This is a genomic window from Paenibacillus taiwanensis DSM 18679, from assembly GCF_000425125.1.
Taxonomy (GTDB): domain Bacteria; phylum Bacillota; class Bacilli; order Paenibacillales; family Paenibacillaceae; genus Paenibacillus_B; species Paenibacillus_B taiwanensis.
Genome location: NZ_KE384308.1, coordinates 516,950 through 541,204, shown reverse-complemented (window position 1 = coordinate 541,204; position 24,255 = coordinate 516,950). Strand labels below are relative to the sequence as shown.

Genomic DNA, 24,255 nt, shown 5'->3' with positions numbered 1-24,255 from the left:
GGATCGAAATGGCGAGAATTACGAAAAACCCTGAGGAACGAAAAGCGGAAATTATGGATGCCGCTTTAGAATTGTTTGCGAGCAAGGGGTTTGAACATACAGCAGTAAGCGATATCGTCAAAAAAGTAGGTGTAGCGCAAGGCACGTTTTATTACTATTTCAAAACTAAAGAAGAGATTATGGTTGCGCTTATTAATCGTTCCTTGGTTGAGCATGAGACGACCATTAAAGCGATTGATCAGGATGCAAACCTGTCACCCTTTGAAAAGGTTAACGCCATTTTGTTTCCGAAGCCAATCCACCAGAAAGTAGGGGATTTTCTTCATCATGAAAATAATGCTTGGATCCACCAGAAATTTCTCGTTCAGAAAATAAATGAAATGACACCGTATTTGTCACGTATATTGGCGGAGGGAACTAAAGCGGGAGCTTTTAAAGTGAAACATCCGCAAGAAACCGCCCAGTTCTTACTAACTGCGGTCAACTTTATGTTAGATCAGGGTATCTTTGCTTGGGATGATATGAACCTAGTTGAGAAGAAGAGAGCAGTGAAGCAAATTGTTGAGAATATAGTTTTAAAAGATAATACGAGTGAATAAACAGCCATCCATGCAAGGCTTCTTTTTCCTAGCATGGATGGCTGTAAAAGCAAAAAGACGAAAGCTATGCTCCCGCCTTTTGAATGATTTAATTATTTCACATTATAGCCATCAACTTCGAAGGACAATACCTTATCAAATACGATAAATGCTTTGCGTGCTGCAAATGGCCCTTTGTTGTTATTATGTTTGTTGATTGCAAAGGTTGCTGGTCCGGTTCCAAGTGCTTTGGTTTCATACCAGTCAATGAAAGCAGTAACTTCAGCCATAGAAAGGTCAAATTCCTTTTCTAATCCTGTGTTTAATGTAATGACAAGGATCGCCCGTTCTCCTTCAACTTGGGGAGGGGTCACGTTTCCTTTAGGTGTTGCAGTTGCCTCGTTTGAATATCCACTTTCACCATCAACCGTTTTGGCACTAACAACGTAATAATAAGCTGTATTAATTTGGACGGCTTTATCCGTGAAAGATGTGCCGTACACATTGTCAGCAACAGTTGTGTAAGGTCCACCTGTCGTTGTCGATTTTTTAACAGTATAGCTAATTGCATTAGGTATAGAGTTCCAGTTTAGTACAATTTCACGATTTACATCTACGGCAGTTAAAGTAGGCGCTTGTACAGCGTTTTTATCTACCATCATTTCTAACTCACCAATTGATAGTAGAGTACCGCCATTATTAGTAGAGATGTTTATTCTGTATTTCAAGAACGACTTCGTATTGGATAGAGTGAACTCTTTTTTTGTGCCGTCTAACCAAGTAGTAACGTTAGTTTGCTGGTCCAAAATACTCCAGTTAACATCGTCATTGCTTCCTTCAAATGTCCAATTTTTAGGAAGACGATTTACATAACCGTTAAGACCGATGGGGGAAATTGTATACTTTGCAATTACCTTAGGTGTATTAAACTCGTATGCTAGCCATCCTTTGTTCGTATTGGAGGTCCAATAATGCGAATTTCCAATTTGAGAATCAAAACCTGTCCAAGCTCTGGACAAATGATCATATTCTGAACTTGCACTAGCAATGCCAGAAGGGGACGTATTACTAGTCATCGTTGGAACTTGATTATCGGAGTAAATGGGACTTGCACTCACCGTTCCTCCAATTTGAATAAAAGATAGTACTGTAATTAGAAAAACTGTTAACATTAGGCTTTTATGTCTTAACAAGATGAACATTCCTTTCTATGTGTGTATGTTCAAATATTACTTTTCTTGAAAAAGAATGTCTAGAAAAATATCGCCATATTTTACTTGTACTTGAACTTATTTTGTGAACAATATGTGAAAAAAAGCATGGATCGAGTTTGACCGTACTTTACGCGGCATCGGCTATCAAGTGGGGAATAGACATGAGATAGTATAATGAAATGGACGATTGATTTCAAAGAAATGCAGGTGGATAAGAGATGAAGCATTGTTATGCTTGTGGAACTGAATTAGCTTCCAAGGAATGTGAAGGCGAGGGACTGATCCCGTATTGTCATACTTGTGAAATGTTTCGCTTTCCGATTTTTAGTACCGCAATTAGTACAGCTGTGCTGAACAGCGATCACACAAAGGTGCTGCTGATCAGACAACACAACATGGAGGATTATATCCTGTTGGCTGGTTATGTTAATCGCGGGGAATCAGCAGAAGAGACGCTGATCCGTGAGGTGAAGGAAGAGGTAGGGCTGAATGTGGAGACATACAAGTACATGCGCAGTCTTTATTTCGAACGTTCTAATACGTTGATGCTAAACTTCGTTACTGTGGCACTTGACGAGACACAAATGCAAATTAATGCAGAGGTTGATCATGCAGAGTGGTTTACTTTTGACGAGGCCAGAAGGGTGATTATGAAAGGAAGCATGGCGGAGTCTTTTTTATTGACGATTCTTGAGCAGACTGAATCGGATCACGTTGGGCTGATGAATAGCTGAGCTCAAAACAAGGAACACCTTAAAACACCTTTAAGTTGAAACAGCGACTATGGATTCATAATCGTGGAACTTAAAGGTGTTTTTGTATGGATGAGCCTAATTGAAAGCTATCTTTCGTACGATTAGGAGGATTTGATTTAATTGTTATCACGTAAATGTGATGTCATGAATAGATCAATCAATTCAGCTTTTGAATTAATGTCGAAACTATAGTCTCCATTGCGTTCTCGTCAAGCGCCGATAGATGTTTGGGGCTGATCATCTGGTAAGCTTTCATTTTATAAAAATCAAGAATAGCTCGTTTCATTGTGATATCGTATTGAATTGAAAACGAGGGATCTAACAAACGTCGTAAAACGAGTTCATCTTGCATCATAAAAATGTCCGAATTTACAGGGTTAAAGATTCCCTCCTGTATACCCGCAACAAAAAATTGGTTCAGTTGTTGATTGCGTTCTTTCTGTGCAAACATAATCTTCTCATGCAGCGCCGGGAATAAGGTGAGAAGATCTTGTAGAAAAATATCGGATACATAGGCAGCAAGCATTAACGATTGCTCGGATATATTCTGAAATTGCTGCACAAAAGAGGTATTTTTATCGGCAAACACTTCTTGACCACGGATGTAGTTTGCATACAGATTGACGATACATTCCACAATTTCCTCTTTGGATTGAAAATGTTTATATAAAGTCGCTTTACTAATATCCATATATTTTGCGATATCATCCATCTTTAATATGCTTAGCCCATTCTTCCGCATGTAAGGCATTATCTTATATAAATATTTCTCTCGTTTGTTCGCTGCTGTCATCGTAACATCACCTTTATATCTTTGTATCCTAATTATAACCTACAATCGAAAATGAATAAACAAAGTAAACTAATTAAACTAAAATAATAAAAAAAGTATATTTTGTATAGATGGCGTGCTATGATGTCTGCAATGATATCCAAAAGTAAATTGAGGAGTGTTAATGATGCAGACAACTAGTCCAAATAAAATCGTGTTAGTTACAGGAGTAAGCAGTGGCTTCGGACAACTAATTGTAACAACTGTGGCACAGGCAGGACACACCGTATATGCAACGATGCGAGACATTAATGGGAAAAATGCAGAGAAAGCAGACGAATATAAACGTTTGGTCGAGCAATCCCATTTGAAGATCCATGTGCTAGAAATGGATGTAACTTCATCTGTACAAGTAGAGCAAGTCGTGAATAAAATAATATCCATAGAGGGGCGTATAGATGTTGCTGTGAACAATGCTGGAATTGGCGCTTTTGGTGCCTCTGAAGCGTTTACGATCGATCAATATGAAAATATGCTTAATACGAATCTGCTTGGTTCATTTCGAGTGAGTAAGTCTGTATTACCCTTCATGCGTGCGCAAAAATCAGGCTTGTTAGTTCAGATTTCATCCATCGGAGCCCGATGTATTTCCCCATTTTTCGGGTTATATTGCTCAACAAAGTCTGCTGTTGAAACGATGGCAGAGTCGCTGCGTTATGAGCTGTCTAATCTAGGAATAGACTCCGTCATTATCGAACCTGGAGCATTTGCTACACAATTTGGTCACAATAACCAGCTTCCTCAGGAGCAAGACCGAGCAGAAGCCTATGAATTTATGATTCCGATATTTCAACAGATCATACAAGAGTTTGAACAGATCACACGTGATCCCAACTTGCCAACCAATCCTCAATTGGTCGCAGATGCAGTGTCAGAGCTGATTCAAACTCCGGCTGGAGAAAGACCATTACGCACCGTTGTTGGGATGGATCCCGGTGTTGCGACTATAAATGAAGCTACGGAACGGTTGCAATTTCGTACGATGGAGCAGCGTGGCATTGGGCATTTGGTGGATATTGAAGCGGCTCGGGCTCATCATAGCTAAGTTCTGCAACACTGAGGGGGAATCGATTGCTTTATAGTCATTCTCTGCCAGCATTACGAGCGCCATCTCAGACGTGTGAAGTAGAAATATTCGCACTTTACTTGTTTGAGGCGAGATATGATTCAATAGGCATTATCAATGGGTGCACCACTTGGTACATCCTTTTGGTAATGCCTTTTTGCGTTACTACATGCTAGTAATCGGGAGGATGACTTAACGAGCTTGAAGGTGTTTGATGACCATACATCGCCCAAAAATTCAACTCTATGTGGAATAAAATGTGAATGCTATGATGGGATCAAGCTAGGATCAAGTATTGCTTCAGCATCTCTTTTATAAGGAGTTTTAATGATGAAAACCATTATGATTATTGAAGACGAGATGGCTATTTCACGAGTTATGTCAGCCTATATCCAGAAGGCTGGTTATAACTGCGTGGTCTTTGCGCAGGGCAATGAAGCACTTGAGCAGTTGGAATCGATCCAGCCCGCACTTATTTTACTTGATGTCATCCTGCCAGGGATGGACGGATGGCAGATTTTGCACGAGATACGATGCAGAAACGCTTGTCCCGTCATCATGCTCACGGCTAAAGGAGATATTAGGGACCGCCTGCTGGGACTAAATAATGGCGCTGATGATTACGTTACGAAACCATTTGAACCTGAAGAGGTTGTAGCCAGAGTCCAGGCCGTATTACGTAGGCCGCCTCAGACTATAATTACAGAGCATCAGAAACATTATGGAAGTCTTAGAATCGATTTCAAGACTCGCACGGTTTACTTGAACGGGGCCAGCTTGGTAATGACCCCCAAAGACTTGGCTTTGCTGCTCTTCCTTGCGGAACATCCCAATCAAATCTTTCACCGTGAGCAGTTGATCGAACGTGTGTGGGGAATGGATTACGATGGAAGTGACCGCGCTGTGGACCATGCCATCAAACGTCTGCGCCAAGTGCTTGTTCATTTGCCGCCTGGAGAAGCCGAAATTCGGACTTTGCGGGGAACGGGGTATCAGTTCTATGCCAACAATAACGACTAATCGAAGCACTTTGCTTCGATATTGGACTGTACGTTATGTGATCACATTAAGTATTGGCTTGCTTCTTATTGGAATTTGTTCCATCTCATGGCTCAAACATGAGGCCTTGACACGACGATTACATCATGTACAGCTCTTTTCTCAGGAAGCAGCACACTATGTAACCACTGATACTGGCAACATTGTTGTGCCAGACCGGTTCTATGAATGGATTGATCATAATCAAAGGCGTCATAAACTTCCCGCTCAGTTCGGATTAACCCTATTTAACCAAGCAGGCGATATTTTGTTCTATAAAAGCGCCCCCACTAGAGAGAATCAACCTTCCTTAAAAGGAGCAAAACATGCTCCACACCCCTATAACCTTGGTAAGCAAGTTCCTGCTGCATATCGGCCAGACGCAAAGACCAATGAAGGTTCACGATTTGACCCGGCATTTCCAGTTCCGCCGCCGCTTGAAGATCGGATAGTCGTGAATGATGCCGACTATTATTATCAGATTATTGTACCAGTTCGTGTTCAGCATTCCGTGATAGGGACAATTGCCATATCTTATGCCAAGAAGGAGCTGACCGATATCAGCCAACAGTATGGACTGATCATCTTGCTGCTGCTTTTATCGGGTTTGCTTGGTTGGCTGATTATTTATTTATTGCTGCGGAAATTAACGAAGCCGATTCATGAGGTAGTGCAGGCGTTCAAACGAATCGAGGCAGGAGACTACCGGTTGCTATTGCAGGAGCATGTGAAAGAGCAGGAGATTTACGATCTTCTTGTGTACTTCAACGTAATGGCAGCAAGACTGGAGCAATTGGAGCAGTTGCGAGCAGAATTGATTGCGGGAGTGACTCACGAACTGCGAACACCGATTACATCGATCAGGGGACTTACGCGTGCCGTTAGAGATCAAGTTGTTGCCTCTAACGAAGCGGACGAATTTCTGGATATTTCGCTTAATGAAACGAAGCGGCTAGAGCAACTGGTATCAGATTTGCTTGATTTTAATTCTTTTGTCTCCGGCAACATAAGGATTCATTTACAAGCTGTCGATCTAGGCAAGCTGTTGAGTGATATTGTCCATCAATGGAGTCTGATCTATCAGGACGACAGCTTCGTCATACAGATTGATATTCCTGATCGCATACAGATGGTGTATGGGGATATCGGCCGGATTCAACAAATTATCGTCAATCTTCTACATAACAGCCGTCAAGTGATCAGCAGCAACGGTATTATCACCATTTCGTTATCGGAGTATTCAAGCACCCATTATGAAGTCCAGTTTAGTGATAACGGTTCAGGTATTCCTGTAGACGAACAGCTCCATATTTTTGAGAGCTATTACCGGGGACATAACAAGAAGCATGCGGTGCATGGATTAGGGCTTGGGCTTACAATAAGCCGGATGTTAGCGACTGCGATGGGCGGGACACTGATTTTGCTAGCAAGCTCTTCCCAAGGAACAACTTTTCAGCTGCTTTTTTCTAAAGGTTCAGAGAACAGAAACAGCAGATCACAATCAAACTGTGTTTAAGATAAATTCACTTGAAATAAATGAAATCGATTCGGATTCTGCCACATTGCTGCCACATGATCCTATTATTCTGAAATTGTTCGAACCGTTTCAATATTCAATATCGTGTCGGAGGTGGTACTAATGATTGTCTAAATGTAAATAGAAGCGAGCTTAATATCTTGATAACTCCCATTTAATTGACGTATATAGTGGATTTCTTAAATGCTAACAAAGTTAGAAAGGTGGTTTTAATATTATGCCAAATGTGGTTGAGTACTTTACAATTGTGTCAAAGGCGAGAACTCATGACAATAAGTTATTAGTCATCACAGCATCTGAAAAAGAAGAGAAACTATATGTATCTCCCCAGCAGTATGGAAATGACTATCAACTTTGGGAAAAAAGACTGGTGCGCAGCGGTGATACTAATGCGTATGCGCTTGTGAACAAGGCAGCGGGCACCTGTATAGGTAGGAAGGACGCCACTAATGGTTCCAAACTATACTTGGAATCCGTCTCCGAAGCAGACGTAAACGGTTTAATGGTGTGGCGGGATGATCACGTGTCAGGAACACACAACGCAATTAATAGTTATGTCGATTGGGAACAAAAGGTGAATATACCTGGACACGGCCCCTATGCGGATGGAAATGGCTTGGTAACTTGGGAGTGGTCCAAAGGGCAGCCGAATGAGCTGTGGGTATTTGTTCCTGACAAAAAAACAATCAGTGTGAAGAGAATGGACTTCCAAATGGATAAGGCAATCATATTAAATAGTGTGCCCATTGTTTCCTCCAAACAAATCGTTAGCAACCATACGGATACAGAGCAAACCCAGAAAGTCACCCTTTCCTTTTCCAAAGGGTATACCTACAGTTTTACGCGTGAAAGAGGAATTAAAATATCAGAAACGGTTAAATTTAAAGGAGGCTTGCCATTGGTAGGCGAGTCAGAAGTTGAAATTGTGGTTGAGGGTTCGCGCACCTATTCTGAAACCAACACACAAGAAGATACCCAAGAAATAACGACAGAGGTTCCAGTTGTATTGCCGCCCCGCAAATCAATTGAAGTCTCTGCCATTTTACTGCAGGGGATCATTGATGTCCCTTATACGGTTACGTTCGACATTGAATATCCAGGCAAAAAGGTGGAAGAAACCGTCTCTGGCAAGTATACAGGAGTGAACACATTTACGATGAAAACAGATTTTAAGCTGTTGGGCGATTAAATCAACAGATAATTATAAGCCCCTATGCAAATGTGAAAAAAAGAGTAGAGGTAATAAGCGCAATTAATCGTATTAACCAAACAGACCACTTACAACAGCCAAATGGCTCTACATGTAAGTGGTCTGTTTGGTTTACCGTTTGATTATACCCAGCCAAGCCATCTTGCTGTCTGAGCAACAATAAACGTAACCGCGATGGCAATACCTAATGGAATTACAGCAGATAACACCGTCCATTTTACACTTTTAGTTTCCTTATAAATGTTAAACAACGTTGTTCCGCATGGATAATGAAGCAAGGAGAACAGCATCATATTTAGAGCAGTGAGCCAAGTCCAGCCATGCTGGAGGAAAATGTCTTTGATGTTGTCAAGACCATCCGCGTCAACCATTGCGCCAGAAGACATATAACCCATTAATAAAATAGGAAGCACGATCTCATTCGCAGGCAGGCCTAGCAAAAAAGCCATTATAATGTAGCCATCAAGTCCGATCATGTGTCCAAATGGTTCGAAAAATCCGGCCATATGCGCCAGAATGCTGTCACCACCGATAAAGATGTTCCCTAATATCCATGTAATCACTCCAGCAGGCGCGGCTACAACGACAGCACGCGTCAACACATTTAACGATTTGTCACGAGACGACAATAAAATGGTCTTCCAAATTTGCGGTCTGCGGTAAGGCGGCAGTTCAAGCGTGTAATGGGTAGGAACCCCACGAAGTGCCGTCTTGGACAACACCCAAGACACAGTAAGAGTCACAATGATGCCAAACAAAACCATCCCCATAACAACTCCAGCTGTCGCTAGAGAGTGGAGACCAGCGCCAACTCCTGCTGCCATAAACAAGGAAGAGAGCAGAATCAATGTAGGCCAACGTCCGTTGCACGGTACAAAGTTGTTCGTCAAAATAGCGAGCATCCGCTCACGTGGTGACTCGATGATTCGAGTCGACAATATGGCTGCGGCATTACAGCCAAATCCCATTGACATCGTCAGAGCTTGTTTGCCATGGCCACCTGATTTTTTGAACAGGCGATCCATGTTAAAAGCGACACGTGGCAAGTATCCGAAGTTCTCTAATAAGGCGAACACGGGAAAAAAGATAGCCATTGGCGGCAGCATGACGCTGATGACCCACGCAGTACCGCGGAAAAAGCCAAGAACGAGTACCCCGTGCAGCCAAGCAGGCGCATGAACAGCTTGGAAGCCTGCTGTTAAGTAGCCCTCGATCACCCCAAAGAAGTCGGCGATCCAGCCTGACGGAACATTTGCTCCAGTAATCGTAATCCAGAAAACAACACCCAAAATAGCAAACATAATCGGGTAGCCCCATATTTTAGATGTGAGTATTTTGTCTAATTTATAAGTGCTCTGTAGTTTCTTTTTGTCCTCATATTGGACAGCCAATTTACAGATTTGCCGGCTTCTGCTGTAAATGTCACTAACGAGTTCATCCCGAATGGGAGCTCCGTGCGAAATCGTGCGAGCTGCGCCAAGCAGCGAATCAAGCGGATCAGCAGTATTAGTGGCAAGCGGTGCGTCCATAACGGATCTCCTCCTTCTGCTCTGTTGCTGGCTGCTCGTGAAGCTTTGCTCTTAACGAAGAAATTAAGCTCTCATCCTCATCCAATAGTCTTAAAGCTACCCAGCGAGCTGGAAATCTGTCACCTAGAGTTTGGCGGATCAGCGGCTCAAGTTGGGCAATTTTCTTTTCAATGTCATCGTTATAAATAACTGGAACTGGCTTCGGGACATGACTGCCGGAAGCGATCTCGGCAACTTTGTCTAATAAAGTATCGATACCTGTCTTATTACGAGCAGATACGGCTACAACGGGCACGCCGAGTTGTCTCTCAATCTGGTCGGTATCTACTCGAATACCAAGCTTCTTCGCTTCATCCATCAGATTGATACATACAACGACACGTGAAGTCATCTCGAGTACTTGGAGTGCCAGGTTCAAATTGCGTTCCAACGAAGTAGCATCCAAAACAACAATTGTCACATCAGGCTGCTCAAAAATAATATAATCTCGTGCCACTTCCTCATCCGCGGAATTGGAGTATAAGGAATAAGTACCTGGCAGATCGATCATTCGAAATGCAGTATCCTCATGGATAAATTCACCCTCAGCCGACACAACCGTTTTTCCGGCCCAATTTCCAGTGTGCTGTCGAAGCCCAGTCAATGTGTTAAAAAGGGTGCTCTTCCCCGTGTTGGGGTTGCCTGCTAAAGCTACTGTATAAGGCCTCATCGTTCATCACTCTCCTCGTAATACCCAAAGATGAGGGAGCTTTCTTCAATTCGCAGTGCGATCGTTGTATTGTTCACTCGAAATGCGGTTGGATCGCCAAGTGGGCTTTTCTGCATCACTTCGATCACGTTGCCAGGCACGAATCCAAGATCAAGCAGCCGTCTTCGCAGGACGCCTTGGACTTCGATCCGTTCCAAACGGATATAGCTGCCTGTGCTTGCATCAGCTAAAGATAGACTTGATGATGTTGTCATAAGCGGATCCATCCTTTCGTGTTAGTTTAGGGACAAAGTGTTTACCAAGGGCAAAAATTAAATTGTATTATAGGTATATGTACATACGAAGTAATTTGTTATTTAGTATAGGGCAATTGTATTTCCATGACAACAAAATCTTTCACAAGGGCAAAACTGACCCGTGAATACGGTTCTGAGAAAAAGAGTGAGTTGTGTAAGTTTACTTTGCTTACCAATCATTACATAGCTCGAATAATATACGATTGTGATATACTTTTACTTGTGTTAAATGATATATCGTGATAAACATTCAATTACAATATAGCCGTCGATCTTCGTTTTTTATTAGTCCATAAAGGAGTGATACAGATTGAAACAAATTCGTTGGGTTCCATTGATATCAACTATTCTTATTAGTGGCATTCTCTTGTTTGGAGGCTGGTATATTTACCGACATCAACTTATGGAAGCGCCGCTTGAGACCCAAATTAATAATATAAGCCACGTGCAGCAAGCGGAAGTGAATTGGCAGCCGAAGCAGGTAGCGATTAAGCTGCGAGTAAAGCCCGATAGTGATATACGCGAGATTGTACAAAGTGTATATAAAGAAACGTCAAAACAAGCTGAGCAGCGTACGATAGATATACAGGTCATCAACGATAAAACATCACCTAAGCTAGAACAGTGGTGGTCCGAAGCTTTATTTCCAGTGGCTGAGGCAATGGCACACCAGCGTTATGGAGATATTCCTAATAAGCTGGCTGGACTTGCCAAACATAAAGAGGTTAATGTTCAGACCGAAATGGACAATCAGTATGTGTATGTAACGGTTAAGGATCATGAAGGCAACAGCAAAGTTGTGTTATTGCCATTAAAAGGACAACCAATGGGGGTGTGGCCAAATGCGAAATCGGACGATGGCTTGGCCTGAGTTCGCGATCGGGTTGTCAATAGTTGTACTTGTTTTTTTGGCATACATTGGTATTAATGTGTGGCCGATTGTTATTGCTGCCGCGGCTATCGGCATTTTGGCTTTTGCTGCACAATATCGCAGTAAAGCTACGAGCATGACCGATGGGAGCGGCAGTGCTCGCTCTAAATCGAGATCGGCTAAAGTGCAATCTATCGGATTTAATAGAATTGGCGGCCAAGATCGTGCAAAGCATGAGCTTATTGAAGCGTTGGATTTTTTAGTCCGACCGGAAGCCATTAAGAAATTTGGCATTCGTCCCTTAAAGGGGATTTTGCTTACAGGACCACCCGGTACAGGCAAGACACTGATGGCAAAAGCCGCAGCAAGTTATGCAGATGCGGTTTTCCTTGGCGCATCAGGAAGTGAATTTGTAGAAATGTACGTGGGTGTTGGCGCAGGACGCATTCGAAGTTTATTTAAGGATGCACGTCAGCTCGCTGTCAAAGAAAAGAAGGAAAATGCGATCATTTTTATAGATGAAATTGATGTGATTGGCGGAAAACGTGAGGGCGGTCAGCAGAAGGAATATGACCAGACGTTAAATCAGTTGCTTACTGAGATGGATGGATTGTACGCAGATGAGACGCCGCGTATCCTCATTATGGCGGCAACCAATCGCAAGGAGATGCTTGACGGTGCCTTGCTGCGCCCAGGACGGTTTGATCGACATATTCAGGTGGATCTTCCTGATAAGAAAGGCAGACAGCATATTTTGGAATTACACACCCAAAACAAGCCGCTTGCCGATGAAGTACAGCTTGAGAAAATCGCGGAAGAAACATTTGGATTTTCCGGTGCACAGCTTGAGAGTGTGTTAAACGAAGGTGCTATTTATGCGATGCGTGAAGAAAAAGAACAAATAGAGATGCGGCACTTGTCACTTGCAATTGATAAAGTGATGATGGGTGAGAAGACGGATCGGGAAACCAATCAGGAAGAACGGCGTCGTGTCGCTTTGCATGAACTTGGACATGCCATTGTGGCAGAACTAGTTCGGCCGGGCAGTGTGTCCCAAGTATCACTTAGTCCGCGTGGGCAAGCGTTAGGGTACGTTCGACATCAACCGCAGCAGGAAAAATATTTATATACGCTCCCATTTTTGGAAGAACAAATTATGATCTCACTTGGCGGCGCTGTTGCTGAGGAAATGTTTTATGGACATCGTAGTACCGGCTCACAAGGAGACTTTGATCAGGCACTAAACATCGTGGAGACGATGGTAAACGCAGGCTTGACCAGTCTAGGGATAGTTAAAATGAAGCATGTATCCATTGAAGCTTTGTCAGGTGAGATGAATACGATCATGGAACAATTAACGACACGCACCAGACAGATGTTGGAACAGCATCGGGATACATTCCAGCATTCGTTGGAGAAGCTGATACAGGATGAGCAGCTTTCGGGCGACGATTTCCGGTGTCTAATATGTGAAAGTAAACAATTACCAGCGTGAAAATGCGCTGGTTTTCTCCTTTTTTTAGCCTTAAACATGTTAAGATATCGTTAGGTACCTATGCAGTAATCCTTTTGATAACGATACCCCATGTTCGGGTACAATATCAGAAGAGCATAGAAACATGAAAGGTGGAAGAGACCATGTTTTTCAAAAAAATCGGCGTCATCGGCGGCGGTACAATGGGCCAAGGCATCGCAGAAATGCTTGCTGTGAAAGGCCTGGACGTGCTGTTGGTGGAGCAAACGTCGGAGAAGCTAAACCATGCTTATGAAATGATCGAAACAAGCTTGGACAAGCAATTGGAGAAATGGGCCATTACGCAAGCCGAGAAGAAGCTTATCTTGTCCCGCATTCACAAAGTAACTCATCTCGCTGAACTTAGCGCTTGTGACATGGTAATTGAGACGATCTCGGAAGATTTGGAAGCGAAGAAAGCGATCTTCGCAGAGCTTGATCGTGTCTGCCCTAGCAGTATTATTCTGGCAAGTAATACATCAACGTTGTCGTTGACTGAGCTTGCAAGTACGACTAAATATCCTGAGCGTGTCATTGGCATGCACTTTATTTATCCAGTATCCAAGGTTGACTTGGTTGAGATTATCCGTGGGTTGAAGACTTCAGAAGCAACGTTCTCGGAAACGAAACGTTTTGTAGAGGAAGTTGTCCAGAAGAAAGGCGTCATGGTTTATGAATCGCCTGGCTTCGTTACTACACGGATTATTTGCATTCTTATCAATGAAGCGCTGCATGTGCTTCAAGAAGGCGTTGCAACTGCAGAAGACATCGACAATGCGATGAGAATCGGATATAATTTCCAATATGGTCCGCTTGAAATGGCAGATCGTTTTGGCTTAGATTCGGTATTGGCGGCTATGGAGCGTATGTTCCGTGAATTCGGAGATATCAAGTATCGTCCTTCCGTGTTGTTGAAAAAGATGGTTCGCGCTAACCAACTCGGTATTAAGACCGGCGTCGGATTTTTCAAGTATGACAAGGATGGGGATAGACTATGAAAATTCTCGTAATTAACGCAGGAAGCTCCTCGCTTAAATATCAAATTTATGACATGACTACAGAAGCAGTATTGGCAGCAGGTCGTGTAGAACGTATTGGTATGGATTCATCCATCCTCGTTCACGAACCACATCACACAGACGAGATTACTGAGGTTAGTGAAATACTTGACCACACAACAGCAATCCGTAAAGTGCTTGATAAGTTGACTGACCCTCAAGTTGGTGTTGTTGGCTCGATCAGCGAAATTGAGGCGGTTGGCCATCGTGTCGTTCACGGCGGCGAGACGTTTAAAAGTTCTGTGCTCGTGGATTCCGAGGTTAAATCGGAAATTCGCCGTTTGTTTGACTTGGCACCGCTACATAACCCAGCTTGTATGATGGGAATTAAAGCGGCTGAAGCCAACATGCCTAACGTGCCGCAAGCAGTAGTATTTGATACAGCTTTCCATCAGACGATGCCTGCTAAAGCGTATATGTATGCCATTCCTAAAGTATTGTACAAGAAACACAAGATCCGTCGTTACGGCTTCCACGGAACTTCGCACGATTATGTGAGCAAACGTGCAGCAGAAGTTGTGGATCGTCCACTGGAGGATCTGAAGATTATTACTTGCCATATCGGTAACGGCGGCAGCTTGACGGCTGTCAAAGGCGGCGTGTCAGTTGATACGACGATGGGGATGACACCGCTTGAAGGCTTGATGATGGGTACCCGTAGTGGGGACCTCGATCCTGCAATCGTACCATTTACGATGATGAAGGAAGACTTGACGGTTAATGAAGTGAATTCTATGCTTAACAAGCATAGCGGCTTGTTGGCTGTATCTGGCATCTCCAGTGATATGCGTGAGATTACAGACGGCATGGAAGCAGGCGAACCGAATGCGACTCTAGCTTTTGAGATGTATGAGTACCGTCTTCGTAAATATATCGGTGCATATGCGGCAGCAATGGACGGCGTTGACGTCATTGTCTTTACTGCTGGTGTAGGGGAGAACTCTGCGATTGTTCGCAAGCACGTGTGTGATAACTTGACGTTCTTGGGCGTAGAAATTGACCAAGAGTTGAATAAGGTTCGTTCAAAGGAACCACGTGTCATTTCCACACCTAACTCACGAGTAGCGGTACTTGTTGTCCCTACGAATGAGGAGCTTATGATTGCACGTGATACGTATCGCCTTGCTCAAGAAGCTAACGCGAATCAAGCATAAGCATACGCTTTCGGTGCCATTTGGGCTGTGGCGAATTAACAAATAGGGGAGATCGAAACGATGGCGACAACTTGTGTCATTCGTGAAGTAAGCAAACATGTGGGCGCGGAAGTCCGCATTGGCTGCTGGCTGCACAACAAGCGCAAGAGCGGTAAAATTCAATTTCTGCAATTACGCGACGGTACGGGATTTATGCAAGGTGTCGCTGTAAAGACAGAACTGTCAGAGGAAGCTTGGGAAGCGGCGAAAAGCCTTACTCAAGAAAGCTCCCTGTATGTGACAGGGGTTGTACGGGAGGAGCCGCGCTCCAAGTCCGGTTTTGAATTGACAGTTACAAATGTAGAAGTCATTCAAATTACGCAGGACTATCCGATTACGCCTAAGGAACATGGCGTTGATTTTTTGATGGATCACCGTCATCTGTGGCTGCGCGCACCTAAGCAGCGTGCTGTAATGGCTATCCGTGGCCAAATTATTGCCGCTGTGCAGCAGTTCTTTAATGATCGTGGGTTTACGTTGATGGACCCTCCAATTTTGACACCATCTTCATGCGAAGGGACAACAGAGCTGTTCCATACAAAATACTTTGAAGAAGATGCGTTCTTGACGCAAAGCGGCCAGCTTTATATGGAAGCAGCGGCTATGGCGCTTGGCAAAGTATACTCTTTCGGACCGACGTTCCGCGCGGAGAAATCCAAGACTAGACGTCACTTGATCGAGTTTTGGATGATCGAGCCGGAGATGGCGTTTGTTGATCATGATGAGAACTTGCGTGTGCAGGAACAATTTGTGTCTCATATCGTACAATCCGTCTTAACTAACTGCAAATCTGAGCTGGAAACGTTGGAGCGTGACACATCGAAACTGGAAAAGGTTGTCGGTGCTTTCCCACGTATTACGTACGACGATGCGATTAAGTTTTTGCAGGAGAAAGGCTTTGACATTCCTTGGGGCGAGGATTTCGGCGCGCCGCATGAGACTGCAATTGCCGAACAGTATGAAACACCTGTCTTTATTACGCATTATCCGACAAAGATTAAGGCATTCTATATGAAGCCAGATCCTTCGAATCCAGACGTTGTGCTTTGTGCGGATATGATTGCGCCTGAAGGCTATGGTGAGATCATTGGCGGATCGCAGCGGATTGACGATCCTGAATTGATGGCAGAGCGCTTCCGTGAGCATGACTTGGCAGCTGAAGCTTATCAGTGGTATATGGATCTACGTAAATACGGTACAGTACCTCATTCCGGCTTCGGGCTTGGGTTAGAACGTACAGTAGCTTGGATTTGCGGACTCGATCATGTACGTGAGACTATACCGTTCCCACGTATGCTCTACCGCTTATATCCTTAAACTTATATAGTACTTATCATCCCGTATCACTCCTTGTGGTACGGGATGTGTTGTCTATATGGCAATCGGGACTTACTAAACTTGTCGAAGTATGAGACAATGTAAAGGCTGTAAAGAAAGAACAGAGATGAATTGACCATCAGAATAAGAATAAACTTATTTAACATACATAAAGGGGGGGCGGTCATGAGCGGAGAAGCTTACCGGGCTTATGCTAAAGGTATATCACACGCATTGATGACGGGTCAGGTATCGCTGCCTTATTTGTTGCTTAAGCACTATAAACAACTCGGGCTTACGGATACAGATACGATGGTGATTATCCATTTGAGTGCATTTAAACAAAGTGAATGGAACGATTTTCCTACAATTGAAGAAATTCAAGAGCGAATGAGCGTTCCAGCAAGCCATGTGATTACGTCCCTGCAACGTATGATGAAGGATGGTTTTCTGACCATTGATGAGGAGATTGAGCCGGAGTCTGGTGTTCAATTTGAACGATACAATTTAACAGGGTTGTACGATAAGTTGGGCCATCTGTTAACGGACGAGGCCATCGCGGAGCGTAAGCGTCAGCGTGCCGCTGGGGCAGCAGCGGGAGAGCAAGAATCTTTAAACCTATTCGAAATATTCGAAAAGGAATTTGGCCGTCCTTTGTCTCCGATGGAATATGAGACGATAGCGGGCTGGATAGATGATGATCGCTACCCACTGGAGCTTATTCTGCTCGCCTTAAAAGAAGCGGTGTTTGCAGGTAAAATCCATTTCCGATACATCGACCGTATTTTGTTAGAGTGGAGCCGCAACAAAATTCAAACTGTTGAAGAAGCGCGGGCCCATACTCAAAAATTTAGAGGGTCGCGGTAAGGTCAAGCCAGCTCTATTACTTATTCATTTCATTAGAATTATGCAATTATAACTATAATCAATCATGTGATTGTGTCATGATTGATTATAGTTACTTTGAAAGTTCATGTAACACGTAGCCATATGCTTACGCAGTCGTGCCTTGATATCCTTGTTGCCAATAAACGATTCCTCTGTTAAATTACTTGTAATGTTTTTAATGCATAATGTATTCCGTCATTGTCAACAGTTTTAGTTATGAAATCAGCCTTTTCTTTTAATTGATCTCCTGCATTCCCCATCGCAATTCCAATTCGAACCGTCTGTAACATTTCGATATCATTTATCCCATCACCAAAAGCAATAGCTTCATCTGAACTAACATTGAAATAGTCTAATACTTTTTGAATGGCTTTTGCTTTGTTGTTTCCCTTTTTCTCTATATTATATGCGTTTGGAAAGTTCTCTCCCCAATGGTAAAACTGAAGGTCGTTGGAAATTTTAAAATAATCATGAATGTTTCCATTATTTAAAAATAAACACATCCCCATATATTCAACTTTATTATTTGGGAACATACTTGGAACTTCGTGACAATTAATGTTTTTTAAAATAGGCAGAGCCATCTCTTTTGCTAACCCGTTTGAATAACTTTCTTCGACACCAAAACAAGACAAATGGTCTCCGTTTGTATTACATATCTGCAATATATGATCAGCATCCATTTGAGAAATTGGATCTTTGTAAACTTCTACATGGCCTAACCTAATATAGGAACCACTGCAATTAATAAAATTATGTATGCCAAGTAATTTACCGACTGATTTAGTAAAAAGATACGAACGTCCAGTGGCGATTACAACTTGAATCCCTTTTTGCTGTAAGGCTTTAATACTTTGGATAGTTGAAGTAGGCACCTGCTCAGATTCATTATCAACAATAGTGCCATCTAAATCAAAAAATACCATTTTTATATTCAATGTTGTTCCTCCTTTTCATGTAGGCATTTTTATATAACAAAAGAAGAAAGCATGACTTAAGCAGATTTTAATGATGCAAATGTATTATATCATCTATCATGCCATCATATTTTCTCATCTCAGTGAACCTTTTTAGAAAATATGTTTCAGCAAGAATAAATCTTTAGTTTGAGGCTACATTTGTTCATATGTGAGAGTTACAGTTATATATTTACAAAAAATAACTGTGAATAGCTTATTGACTGTGATATTATTCCAGTATATTTAACTATAAATAAAAGGAGGACGAGGGAATGAATGCGTTTATAACTATGGAACAGGAATTTTTACTAGAAATTTTAAAATTTAATCGTATGAATGAAGATCTTAGAAATAAAATTGATTGGGAAATACTTTTTAATCTATTAAATGAAAATCAACTACTTCCTTTTTTTTATAAGCACTATAGTGACGTAATTCCAGAAAAATTTAAAATTAAATATTATAAAAATTGGGAGGAACATAATAAAATAACGAAGGTTCGCATAAATGAAGTAATGAAAGTAGCTAAAATGATAAATGAAAATAATTTAAGTGCACTCATACACAAGGGTATTATATTATCACAATTAGTACATAACGATATAAGTATAAGAAAAAGTTATGATATAGATATCTTAATTGATGAAAAAGATGTAAACCGAATGCATGATTTATTGTTGGAAAACGGATATATACACGGATGCGGAATACATGATCCTTATGACACCTCTGAAGGAATCATGAAACTTGAACGCCCAGTAATGAAAGCGCATAAACATCATGAGTACTTTGAATATTATTACGAGTATGATCAAGGAAAATATATTGAGCTTGAGCTTCAAAAGAGCGTACATGGAACAATTACAGAAAGAGAAAAAATGAGTAAATTTCTAAATTCATGGAGAATTATAAACATTAATGGTATGGATATAAAAACCCTTGATAATGAGCATATGATAATACATTTATTGGAAAGCTTATATACTGACTCAGAGTGGTTTTATCGAGGACCTAGGCTTAATAAATATTACGATGTGTTTGTACTTATATCAAATCAAGATTTAAATTGGGATAGATTAATACAACTTGCACAAGAATACAACATAATTGAAATATTGTATTATACGTTGAATCTTACTAATCAAATATTCGATACGGGCATTAACGAATCGATTATGAAGAAGTTTAATTTTCCTATATCAAAACCATTTTCAATTGAATGGAAGGATAGCATAACATCAAGATTGTTCAGTAAAAATGAGGATAGAGTAGAGGAGTTGCAGCGGTATCTTAAAACGGTTTGCTATGGCGATAAAAACTATTATTGGAAACACCCGATAATAATTAATGAACAAGGACATGACCTAATTCATTCAAACATTCAACTTAATGACTTCAAGTACAATTTTGATACTAAATATCGTATTTATATGGATCATTCAACATTATTTTTTATATTTCATCTGGATAGTAGAATGATGGCTTCACTTGATAGATTCGAGATTGTAATAGATTTTTTTGATCCTGATTTTTCTAAAAATGAGTTAATATTTGAAACTATAAATTTAAATTTAATAGATAGAACGTATATGTTAAGAGATAGAATTATTAGGGATGCAAAATCTTCAACCGGGGAAGAATTTATTGTCAGTATTCCAAAGAATGCTCTTAAATCATTAAATAATAAACTTGTATTTGTTGTTGGTTTGCAAGAAAAAATGTTACATCATTTTTATCATTTATTAAGTCCAAATTTTTATTACGATAAGGATCTTTGGTTTAAAATGCCAGTGATGCAACTTTCATAGTTTATAAACGTCACGACTTATGAGAGATTATTCTGGTATTTCTATTACGATCAATAGCGTGACTATATTCATTTTTGGGGGTTGGGCAATGGAGATTATTAAGATAAATAAACTGGTAAAGGAGTATAGAACCAATAAACGATACACAGGTACTTTTGGTGCATTAAAAACTTTGTTTAGTAAAGAGTACATTTGTAACAAGGCGGTAGATGAAATATCTTTTGTAATTAATGAGGGGGATTCAATCGGGTATCTTGGACCTAATGGGGCAGGCAAGTCAACTATGATTAAAATGCTTACTGGTATTTTAGTACCAACTTCAGGTGATATACAAGTTAATGGTATGATTCCATACAAAAATAGAAAGGAAATTGCAAAAAAAATCGGAGTTGTATTTGGGCAAAGAAGCCAATTGTGGTGGGATCTTCCTGTTATTGATTCCTTTGAACTACATAAATACATATATAAGATTTCAGAGTACGATTATCGATCTAAAATTGAAGAGTTTGTCGAACTTATGGATATGAAGGATTTTTTAAACAAACCAGTTCGACAGTTAAGCTTAGGACAAAGAATGAGAGCGGAAATTGCACTCGCATTATTACATAGTCCAACCATATTATTTTTAGATGAACCTACTATAGGTTTAGATGTGTTAGCAAAGCACAATATACGAAAATTTCTTCGTAATATTAATAAGCAGAAAAATGTAGCCGTGTTTTTAACTACACATGATTTAAAGGATATAGAAGAGATATGTGACCGTATTATTATTGTTAACCAAGGAAAATCGGTTTTTGACGGCCATATTTTGCAATTAAAAAAAGATACTGGCACGATGAACAAAAGAGTAACAATAGAATTCTATACTGATCCTGGACAACTTCAAATATCAAATGCCAAGTTAATTAGTGATGAAGGAGTTAGAAAAAAATATGAGTTTATCCATACAGATATTCAGGGAGCAGGAGTCATGAAATCAATTATGGGAATTAAACATCAAGATAAAATTAAAGATATTTCTATTGAAGAAATGAGTATTGAAGAGATAATACACAAAGTTTTTGTGAATCTTAACCAAAATATAGAAATTAGAGTGTGATAATTATGAAGGTGTATATCGCATTTTGTAACAAGTCATTTATAAGAGGGCTGAGTTATCGCTCTGAAGTATGGTTACGTATACTTGGTAATATGGTTCTCATTTTCATACAGGTTTCAATTTGGAAATCACTAATAGGCAATTCAGAGTCAAACGGAATCACTCTATTAAACATGATCACATATTCAGTTATTACAACCTCAGTAATGAATCTACTAATGACAAGGGTATTTTTGTCTATCGATCACAAATTAAAATCAGGGGACATATCGACTGATCTCCAAAAACCAATAAGTTACCCATTATATTTATTTGCGGAACAACTGGGGGTAGTTGGGTTCCAAGTGGTTTTTACTACAATCCCCTCAATTTGTATCTCCATTCTGCTATTTGGTATACAGTATCCTGATGCACCCAATATAGTCCCATTTATTATAAGTTTATTATTGGCCATGATCATTTCCTATTTACTTGGATATTTAATTGCTCTAATTTCTTTCTGGTTTCTTACTACCTTTGCACTTAACTGGACAATAACTGCTCTTATCAGTATTTTCTCAGGTTCATTAATTCCTTTATGGTTTTTCAACCCATTTTGGGCTAATTTAACTAGCACATTACCCTTCCAATATCTAGGGTTTGTTCCTTCTGCAATTTATTTAGGAAAAGTTGAACATCCTTATTATATCATACTTGAAGGTGTGGGATGGGTAATCGGGCTATTATTAATTGTTAATTTATTGTGGTGGAGAGCTATTAAACGACTCGTAATTCAAGGTGGATAAATGAGGTGATCACTTGTCGATAAATGTTTTTATTCATTTCCTTAAAATAATAATGAGAACACGTATGGAATACCGTGCAGATTTTATACTGGGCATTTTTTCTCAAATTATATGGTACGCATCCAATTATTTGATTGTCTGGTTATTACTTAATAACTTTCATTCCATTTCAGGTTGGACATGGCCTGAAATGGCATTTCTGATAAGTATCAATATCTTAACGTATGCAATTGGTGCCTCTTTCACATATACACCTATGATGAGTATGGAACAATTAGTTATTAAGGGAGAGCTAGATAAATATTTGGTTAAACCTATTAGCATATTCCCTCATTTAATAGCTAGTTTGTTTAATTTCGGATATATTGCCCATATTCTTATTTCAGGAGCGCTTTTAATCTGGTGTTTAGAAGAGTTAAGCATTGTCTGGAATTCCTCAAAGGTTTTCTACTTAATATTAACACTTGCAGGTGGATCTATGCTTCAAGCAGGTGGGCTGATACTAATTGGAAGTTGGAGCTTTTATTTTATGAAATCTAGCTATTTAGCTGAATTATATTTTAAAATAAAAGATTTTATCTCATATCCAATATCCGTATATGTAAGTGTTATTCAAGTCTTTTTAACCTGGGTTCTGCCCCTAGCTTTTATTAATTACTATCCTGCATTGTACCTATTAGGTAAAGATACAAACCTGTTGTTATTATTTGCACCTTTAGTAGGACCATTGGTTTTGCTGGTTTCCATATTTATTTGGAAAAAAGGGCTCAATAATTATCAAAGCTCCGGTAGTTAATTATATTAAAGCGGATATAGCAATTTTAATATCGTCTTTTATGGATAATCTTCTGCCTCTTAGAATCATAAATCCTATTCTTCATTTAAATTGAAAATGTTCAATCCTGCGCATTATTATTTAATGGTTTTTGTTCTGCCTCAAATTCCCTTTCAACTTGAATCTTCTGTACAGATATTGCTCAAAAATAATGTTGAAATTTATTATCTCGAGAGGGTTGGGAAAATGAAAATGATTAACAGGAGTGTACAATTAAGTGGTGGTAATAAGTGTTTTGTTAGGTGTCCGGGTTGTTACAACTTTTTTAGTAACAAAGATTATTTAACTAAAGATTTATTGCATTTTTTATTTGAGTTAAAGGAGAGAACGGGGATACCTAAAATTACAATGGCCGGCGGTGAACCATTGGCAAGATGGGATATGCCTTATATTTTACGGAATCTTAAGAAAATGGGATATCGAATTAACCTCGATACGGTAGGTCTCTCTCTAATAAAGGATGTTGAGATAGGTACGAATAAAATAGTCAATAAAATTTCTGCAGAGGATATCGTACATTCAGTTGATATAATCGGCATTCCGTTTGACGGTTCCACTGACTATATAATAAATCATTTTAGACGTAATTTAAAAGTGAATGAAATAATAAGGATTTTAGAGGAGCTTAGTCTTAAAGGTGCTAACTTATGCATTAATACAGTTGTTCATAAAAATAATATAGATGATATTATAAATATTTTTAATCTTATAAAGGGATATCAAAACATTAAGAAATGGCAATTATTTCAGTTCATGCCAATTGGTCCGGGAGGTTATAAAAATAGACTTAAATATGAGCTATCTGATGAAGATTTCAATAGCCTTGAAAAAATTTTAACTTCATTTAATAATACTTCGATTGAAATTCAATTAAAATCAAGATTGAATCGAAAAAACAAATACCTGTTAATAGATGGTGAAGGTATAGTATGGGTGCCACAACAAAATAATCATGATTATTGGTTATCTGAAGACGAGAATAATGAGAGAATATTGCTTGGAAATATAGCAGAAAAGGATGCGGTGAATAGTATTTTGTCTTTACTCGTAAATCACGAATTAGCTGAAACGACCTAAACTGACAATTGTAACTGAGAGTTTCAACAGTTAAGAGAGAGGTAATTAGATTCAACATACTATGAAATTTGGGAGACTAGCAATC

General features: G+C 40.1%; 23 protein-coding genes. 17 read left to right on the top strand and 6 right to left on the bottom strand.

Translation table 11 applies throughout. The features are described 5' to 3' along the window. Positions 1-8 precede the first annotated feature (8 nt). A complete protein-coding gene (locus tag H509_RS0120705) occupies positions 9-599 on the top strand; it encodes a TetR/AcrR family transcriptional regulator (RefSeq protein ID WP_028546766.1) in 591 nt (196 codons plus the stop codon). 92 nt (positions 600-691) lie between these two features. On the opposite strand, the gene H509_RS26930 is transcribed toward H509_RS0120705, so the two are convergent. Continuing rightward, on the bottom strand, positions 692-1,654 hold the full coding sequence (locus H509_RS26930) for a hypothetical protein (protein WP_211234364.1): 963 nt from the start codon (positions 1,652-1,654) through the stop codon (positions 692-694). A 356-nt stretch (positions 1,655-2,010) separates the two neighbouring features. Here H509_RS26930 and H509_RS0120695 point away from each other — a divergent pair, with 356 nt between their 5' ends. Beyond that, complete coding sequence (locus tag H509_RS0120695) at positions 2,011-2,526, top strand: NAD(+) diphosphatase (protein ID WP_028546765.1); 516 nt, start codon at positions 2,011-2,013, stop codon at positions 2,524-2,526. 178 nt (positions 2,527-2,704) lie between these two features. Here H509_RS0120695 and H509_RS0120690 read toward each other — a convergent pair whose 3' ends face one another. Next, on the bottom strand, positions 2,705-3,340 hold the full coding sequence (locus tag H509_RS0120690; protein ID WP_028546764.1) for a TetR/AcrR family transcriptional regulator: 636 nt from the start codon (positions 3,338-3,340) through the stop codon (positions 2,705-2,707). Between the two features lie 166 nt (positions 3,341-3,506). Here H509_RS0120690 and H509_RS0120685 point away from each other — a divergent pair, with 166 nt between their 5' ends. From H509_RS0120685 to H509_RS0120670, 4 genes are all read left to right on the top strand, one after another. After that, on the top strand, positions 3,507-4,424 hold the full coding sequence (locus H509_RS0120685) for an SDR family oxidoreductase (protein WP_036698269.1): 918 nt from the start codon (positions 3,507-3,509) through the stop codon (positions 4,422-4,424). A 351-nt stretch (positions 4,425-4,775) separates the two neighbouring features. Further along, positions 4,776-5,465 (top strand): response regulator transcription factor, encoded by a 690-nt coding sequence (locus H509_RS0120680; RefSeq protein WP_028546762.1) that lies wholly within the window; start codon positions 4,776-4,778, stop codon positions 5,463-5,465. Beyond that, positions 5,446-6,999 carry a HAMP domain-containing sensor histidine kinase gene (locus tag H509_RS0120675; RefSeq protein ID WP_028546761.1) on the top strand — a complete coding sequence of 518 codons (1,554 nt, stop codon included), beginning with the start codon at positions 5,446-5,448 and terminating at the stop codon, positions 6,997-6,999. Before H509_RS0120680 ends, H509_RS0120675 begins: the two co-directional genes overlap by 20 nt. A 238-nt stretch (positions 7,000-7,237) precedes the next feature. Continuing rightward, positions 7,238-8,209: an ETX/MTX2 family pore-forming toxin gene (locus tag H509_RS0120670; RefSeq protein ID WP_028546760.1), complete on the top strand. Its 972-nt coding sequence runs from the start codon at positions 7,238-7,240 to the stop codon at positions 8,207-8,209. Positions 8,210-8,352: 143 nt separating this feature from the next. Here the strand turns inward: H509_RS0120670 and H509_RS0120665 are convergent, their stop codons facing one another. The 3 genes from H509_RS0120665 to H509_RS0120655 are packed head-to-tail and all read right to left on the bottom strand — an operon-like array spanning position 8,353 to position 10,722. After that, positions 8,353-9,759, bottom strand: coding sequence for a nucleoside recognition domain-containing protein (locus H509_RS0120665; RefSeq protein WP_028546759.1), 1,407 nt, complete (start codon positions 9,757-9,759; stop codon positions 8,353-8,355). Beyond that, complete coding sequence (locus tag H509_RS0120660; RefSeq protein WP_028546758.1) at positions 9,737-10,468, bottom strand: FeoB small GTPase domain-containing protein; 732 nt, start codon at positions 10,466-10,468, stop codon at positions 9,737-9,739. Before H509_RS0120660 ends, H509_RS0120665 begins: the two co-directional genes overlap by 23 nt. Further along, positions 10,465-10,722 carry a FeoA family protein gene (locus H509_RS0120655; protein ID WP_036698264.1) on the bottom strand — a complete coding sequence of 86 codons (258 nt, stop codon included), beginning with the start codon at positions 10,720-10,722 and terminating at the stop codon, positions 10,465-10,467. The genes H509_RS0120660 and H509_RS0120655 overlap by 4 nt, the downstream gene beginning before the upstream one ends. Positions 10,723-11,074: 352 nt before the next feature. Between H509_RS0120655 and H509_RS0120650 the strand changes: the two genes are divergently transcribed. The 6 genes from H509_RS0120650 to H509_RS0120625 all read left to right on the top strand — a co-directional run bounded on the left by H509_RS0120650 (position 11,075) and on the right by H509_RS0120625 (position 17,583). Further along, complete coding sequence (locus tag H509_RS0120650) at positions 11,075-11,635, top strand: hypothetical protein (RefSeq protein WP_028546756.1); 561 nt, start codon at positions 11,075-11,077, stop codon at positions 11,633-11,635. Beyond that, positions 11,607-13,130: an AAA family ATPase gene (locus H509_RS0120645; protein ID WP_084159316.1), complete on the top strand. Its 1,524-nt coding sequence runs from the start codon at positions 11,607-11,609 to the stop codon at positions 13,128-13,130. Before H509_RS0120650 ends, H509_RS0120645 begins: the two co-directional genes overlap by 29 nt. Before the next feature lie 143 nt (positions 13,131-13,273). Then, entirely contained in the window at positions 13,274-14,146 is an 873-nt protein-coding gene (locus H509_RS0120640; protein WP_028546754.1) for a 3-hydroxyacyl-CoA dehydrogenase family protein, read from the top strand. Then, complete coding sequence (locus H509_RS0120635; RefSeq protein ID WP_028546753.1) at positions 14,143-15,360, top strand: acetate/propionate family kinase; 1,218 nt, start codon at positions 14,143-14,145, stop codon at positions 15,358-15,360. The genes H509_RS0120640 and H509_RS0120635 overlap by 4 nt, the downstream gene beginning before the upstream one ends. Positions 15,361-15,420: 60 nt before the next feature. Beyond that, the gene (asnS, locus tag H509_RS0120630) at positions 15,421-16,716 is read left to right on the top strand and encodes an asparagine--tRNA ligase (RefSeq protein ID WP_028546752.1); all 1,296 of its coding nucleotides are present in this window, start codon (positions 15,421-15,423) and stop codon (positions 16,714-16,716) included. A gap of 186 nt (positions 16,717-16,902) precedes the next feature. Further along, positions 16,903-17,583, top strand: coding sequence for a DnaD domain-containing protein (locus H509_RS0120625; RefSeq protein WP_028546751.1), 681 nt, complete (start codon positions 16,903-16,905; stop codon positions 17,581-17,583). Between the two features lie 176 nt (positions 17,584-17,759). Here the strand turns inward: H509_RS0120625 and H509_RS0120620 are convergent, their stop codons facing one another. Beyond that, positions 17,760-18,542, bottom strand: a complete 783-nt coding sequence (locus H509_RS0120620; RefSeq protein WP_028546750.1) for a Cof-type HAD-IIB family hydrolase — start codon at positions 18,540-18,542, stop codon at positions 17,760-17,762. A gap of 293 nt (positions 18,543-18,835) precedes the next feature. Here H509_RS0120620 and H509_RS0120615 point away from each other — a divergent pair, with 293 nt between their 5' ends. From H509_RS0120615 to H509_RS0120595, 5 genes are all read left to right on the top strand, one after another. After that, entirely contained in the window at positions 18,836-20,371 is a 1,536-nt protein-coding gene (locus H509_RS0120615) for a nucleotidyltransferase family protein (protein WP_028546749.1), read from the top strand. Between the two features lie 88 nt (positions 20,372-20,459). Further along, entirely contained in the window at positions 20,460-21,473 is a 1,014-nt protein-coding gene (locus H509_RS0120610) for an ABC transporter ATP-binding protein (RefSeq protein ID WP_028546748.1), read from the top strand. Positions 21,474-21,478: 5 nt separating this feature from the next. After that, complete coding sequence (locus H509_RS0120605) at positions 21,479-22,258, top strand: ABC-2 family transporter protein (RefSeq protein WP_028546747.1); 780 nt, start codon at positions 21,479-21,481, stop codon at positions 22,256-22,258. Between the two features lie 64 nt (positions 22,259-22,322). Continuing rightward, a complete protein-coding gene (locus H509_RS0120600) occupies positions 22,323-23,054 on the top strand; it encodes an ABC transporter permease (RefSeq protein ID WP_051287492.1) in 732 nt (243 codons plus the stop codon). A 225-nt stretch (positions 23,055-23,279) separates the two neighbouring features. Continuing rightward, entirely contained in the window at positions 23,280-24,170 is an 891-nt protein-coding gene (locus tag H509_RS0120595; protein ID WP_028546745.1) for a radical SAM protein, read from the top strand. Positions 24,171-24,255 lie beyond the last annotated feature (85 nt).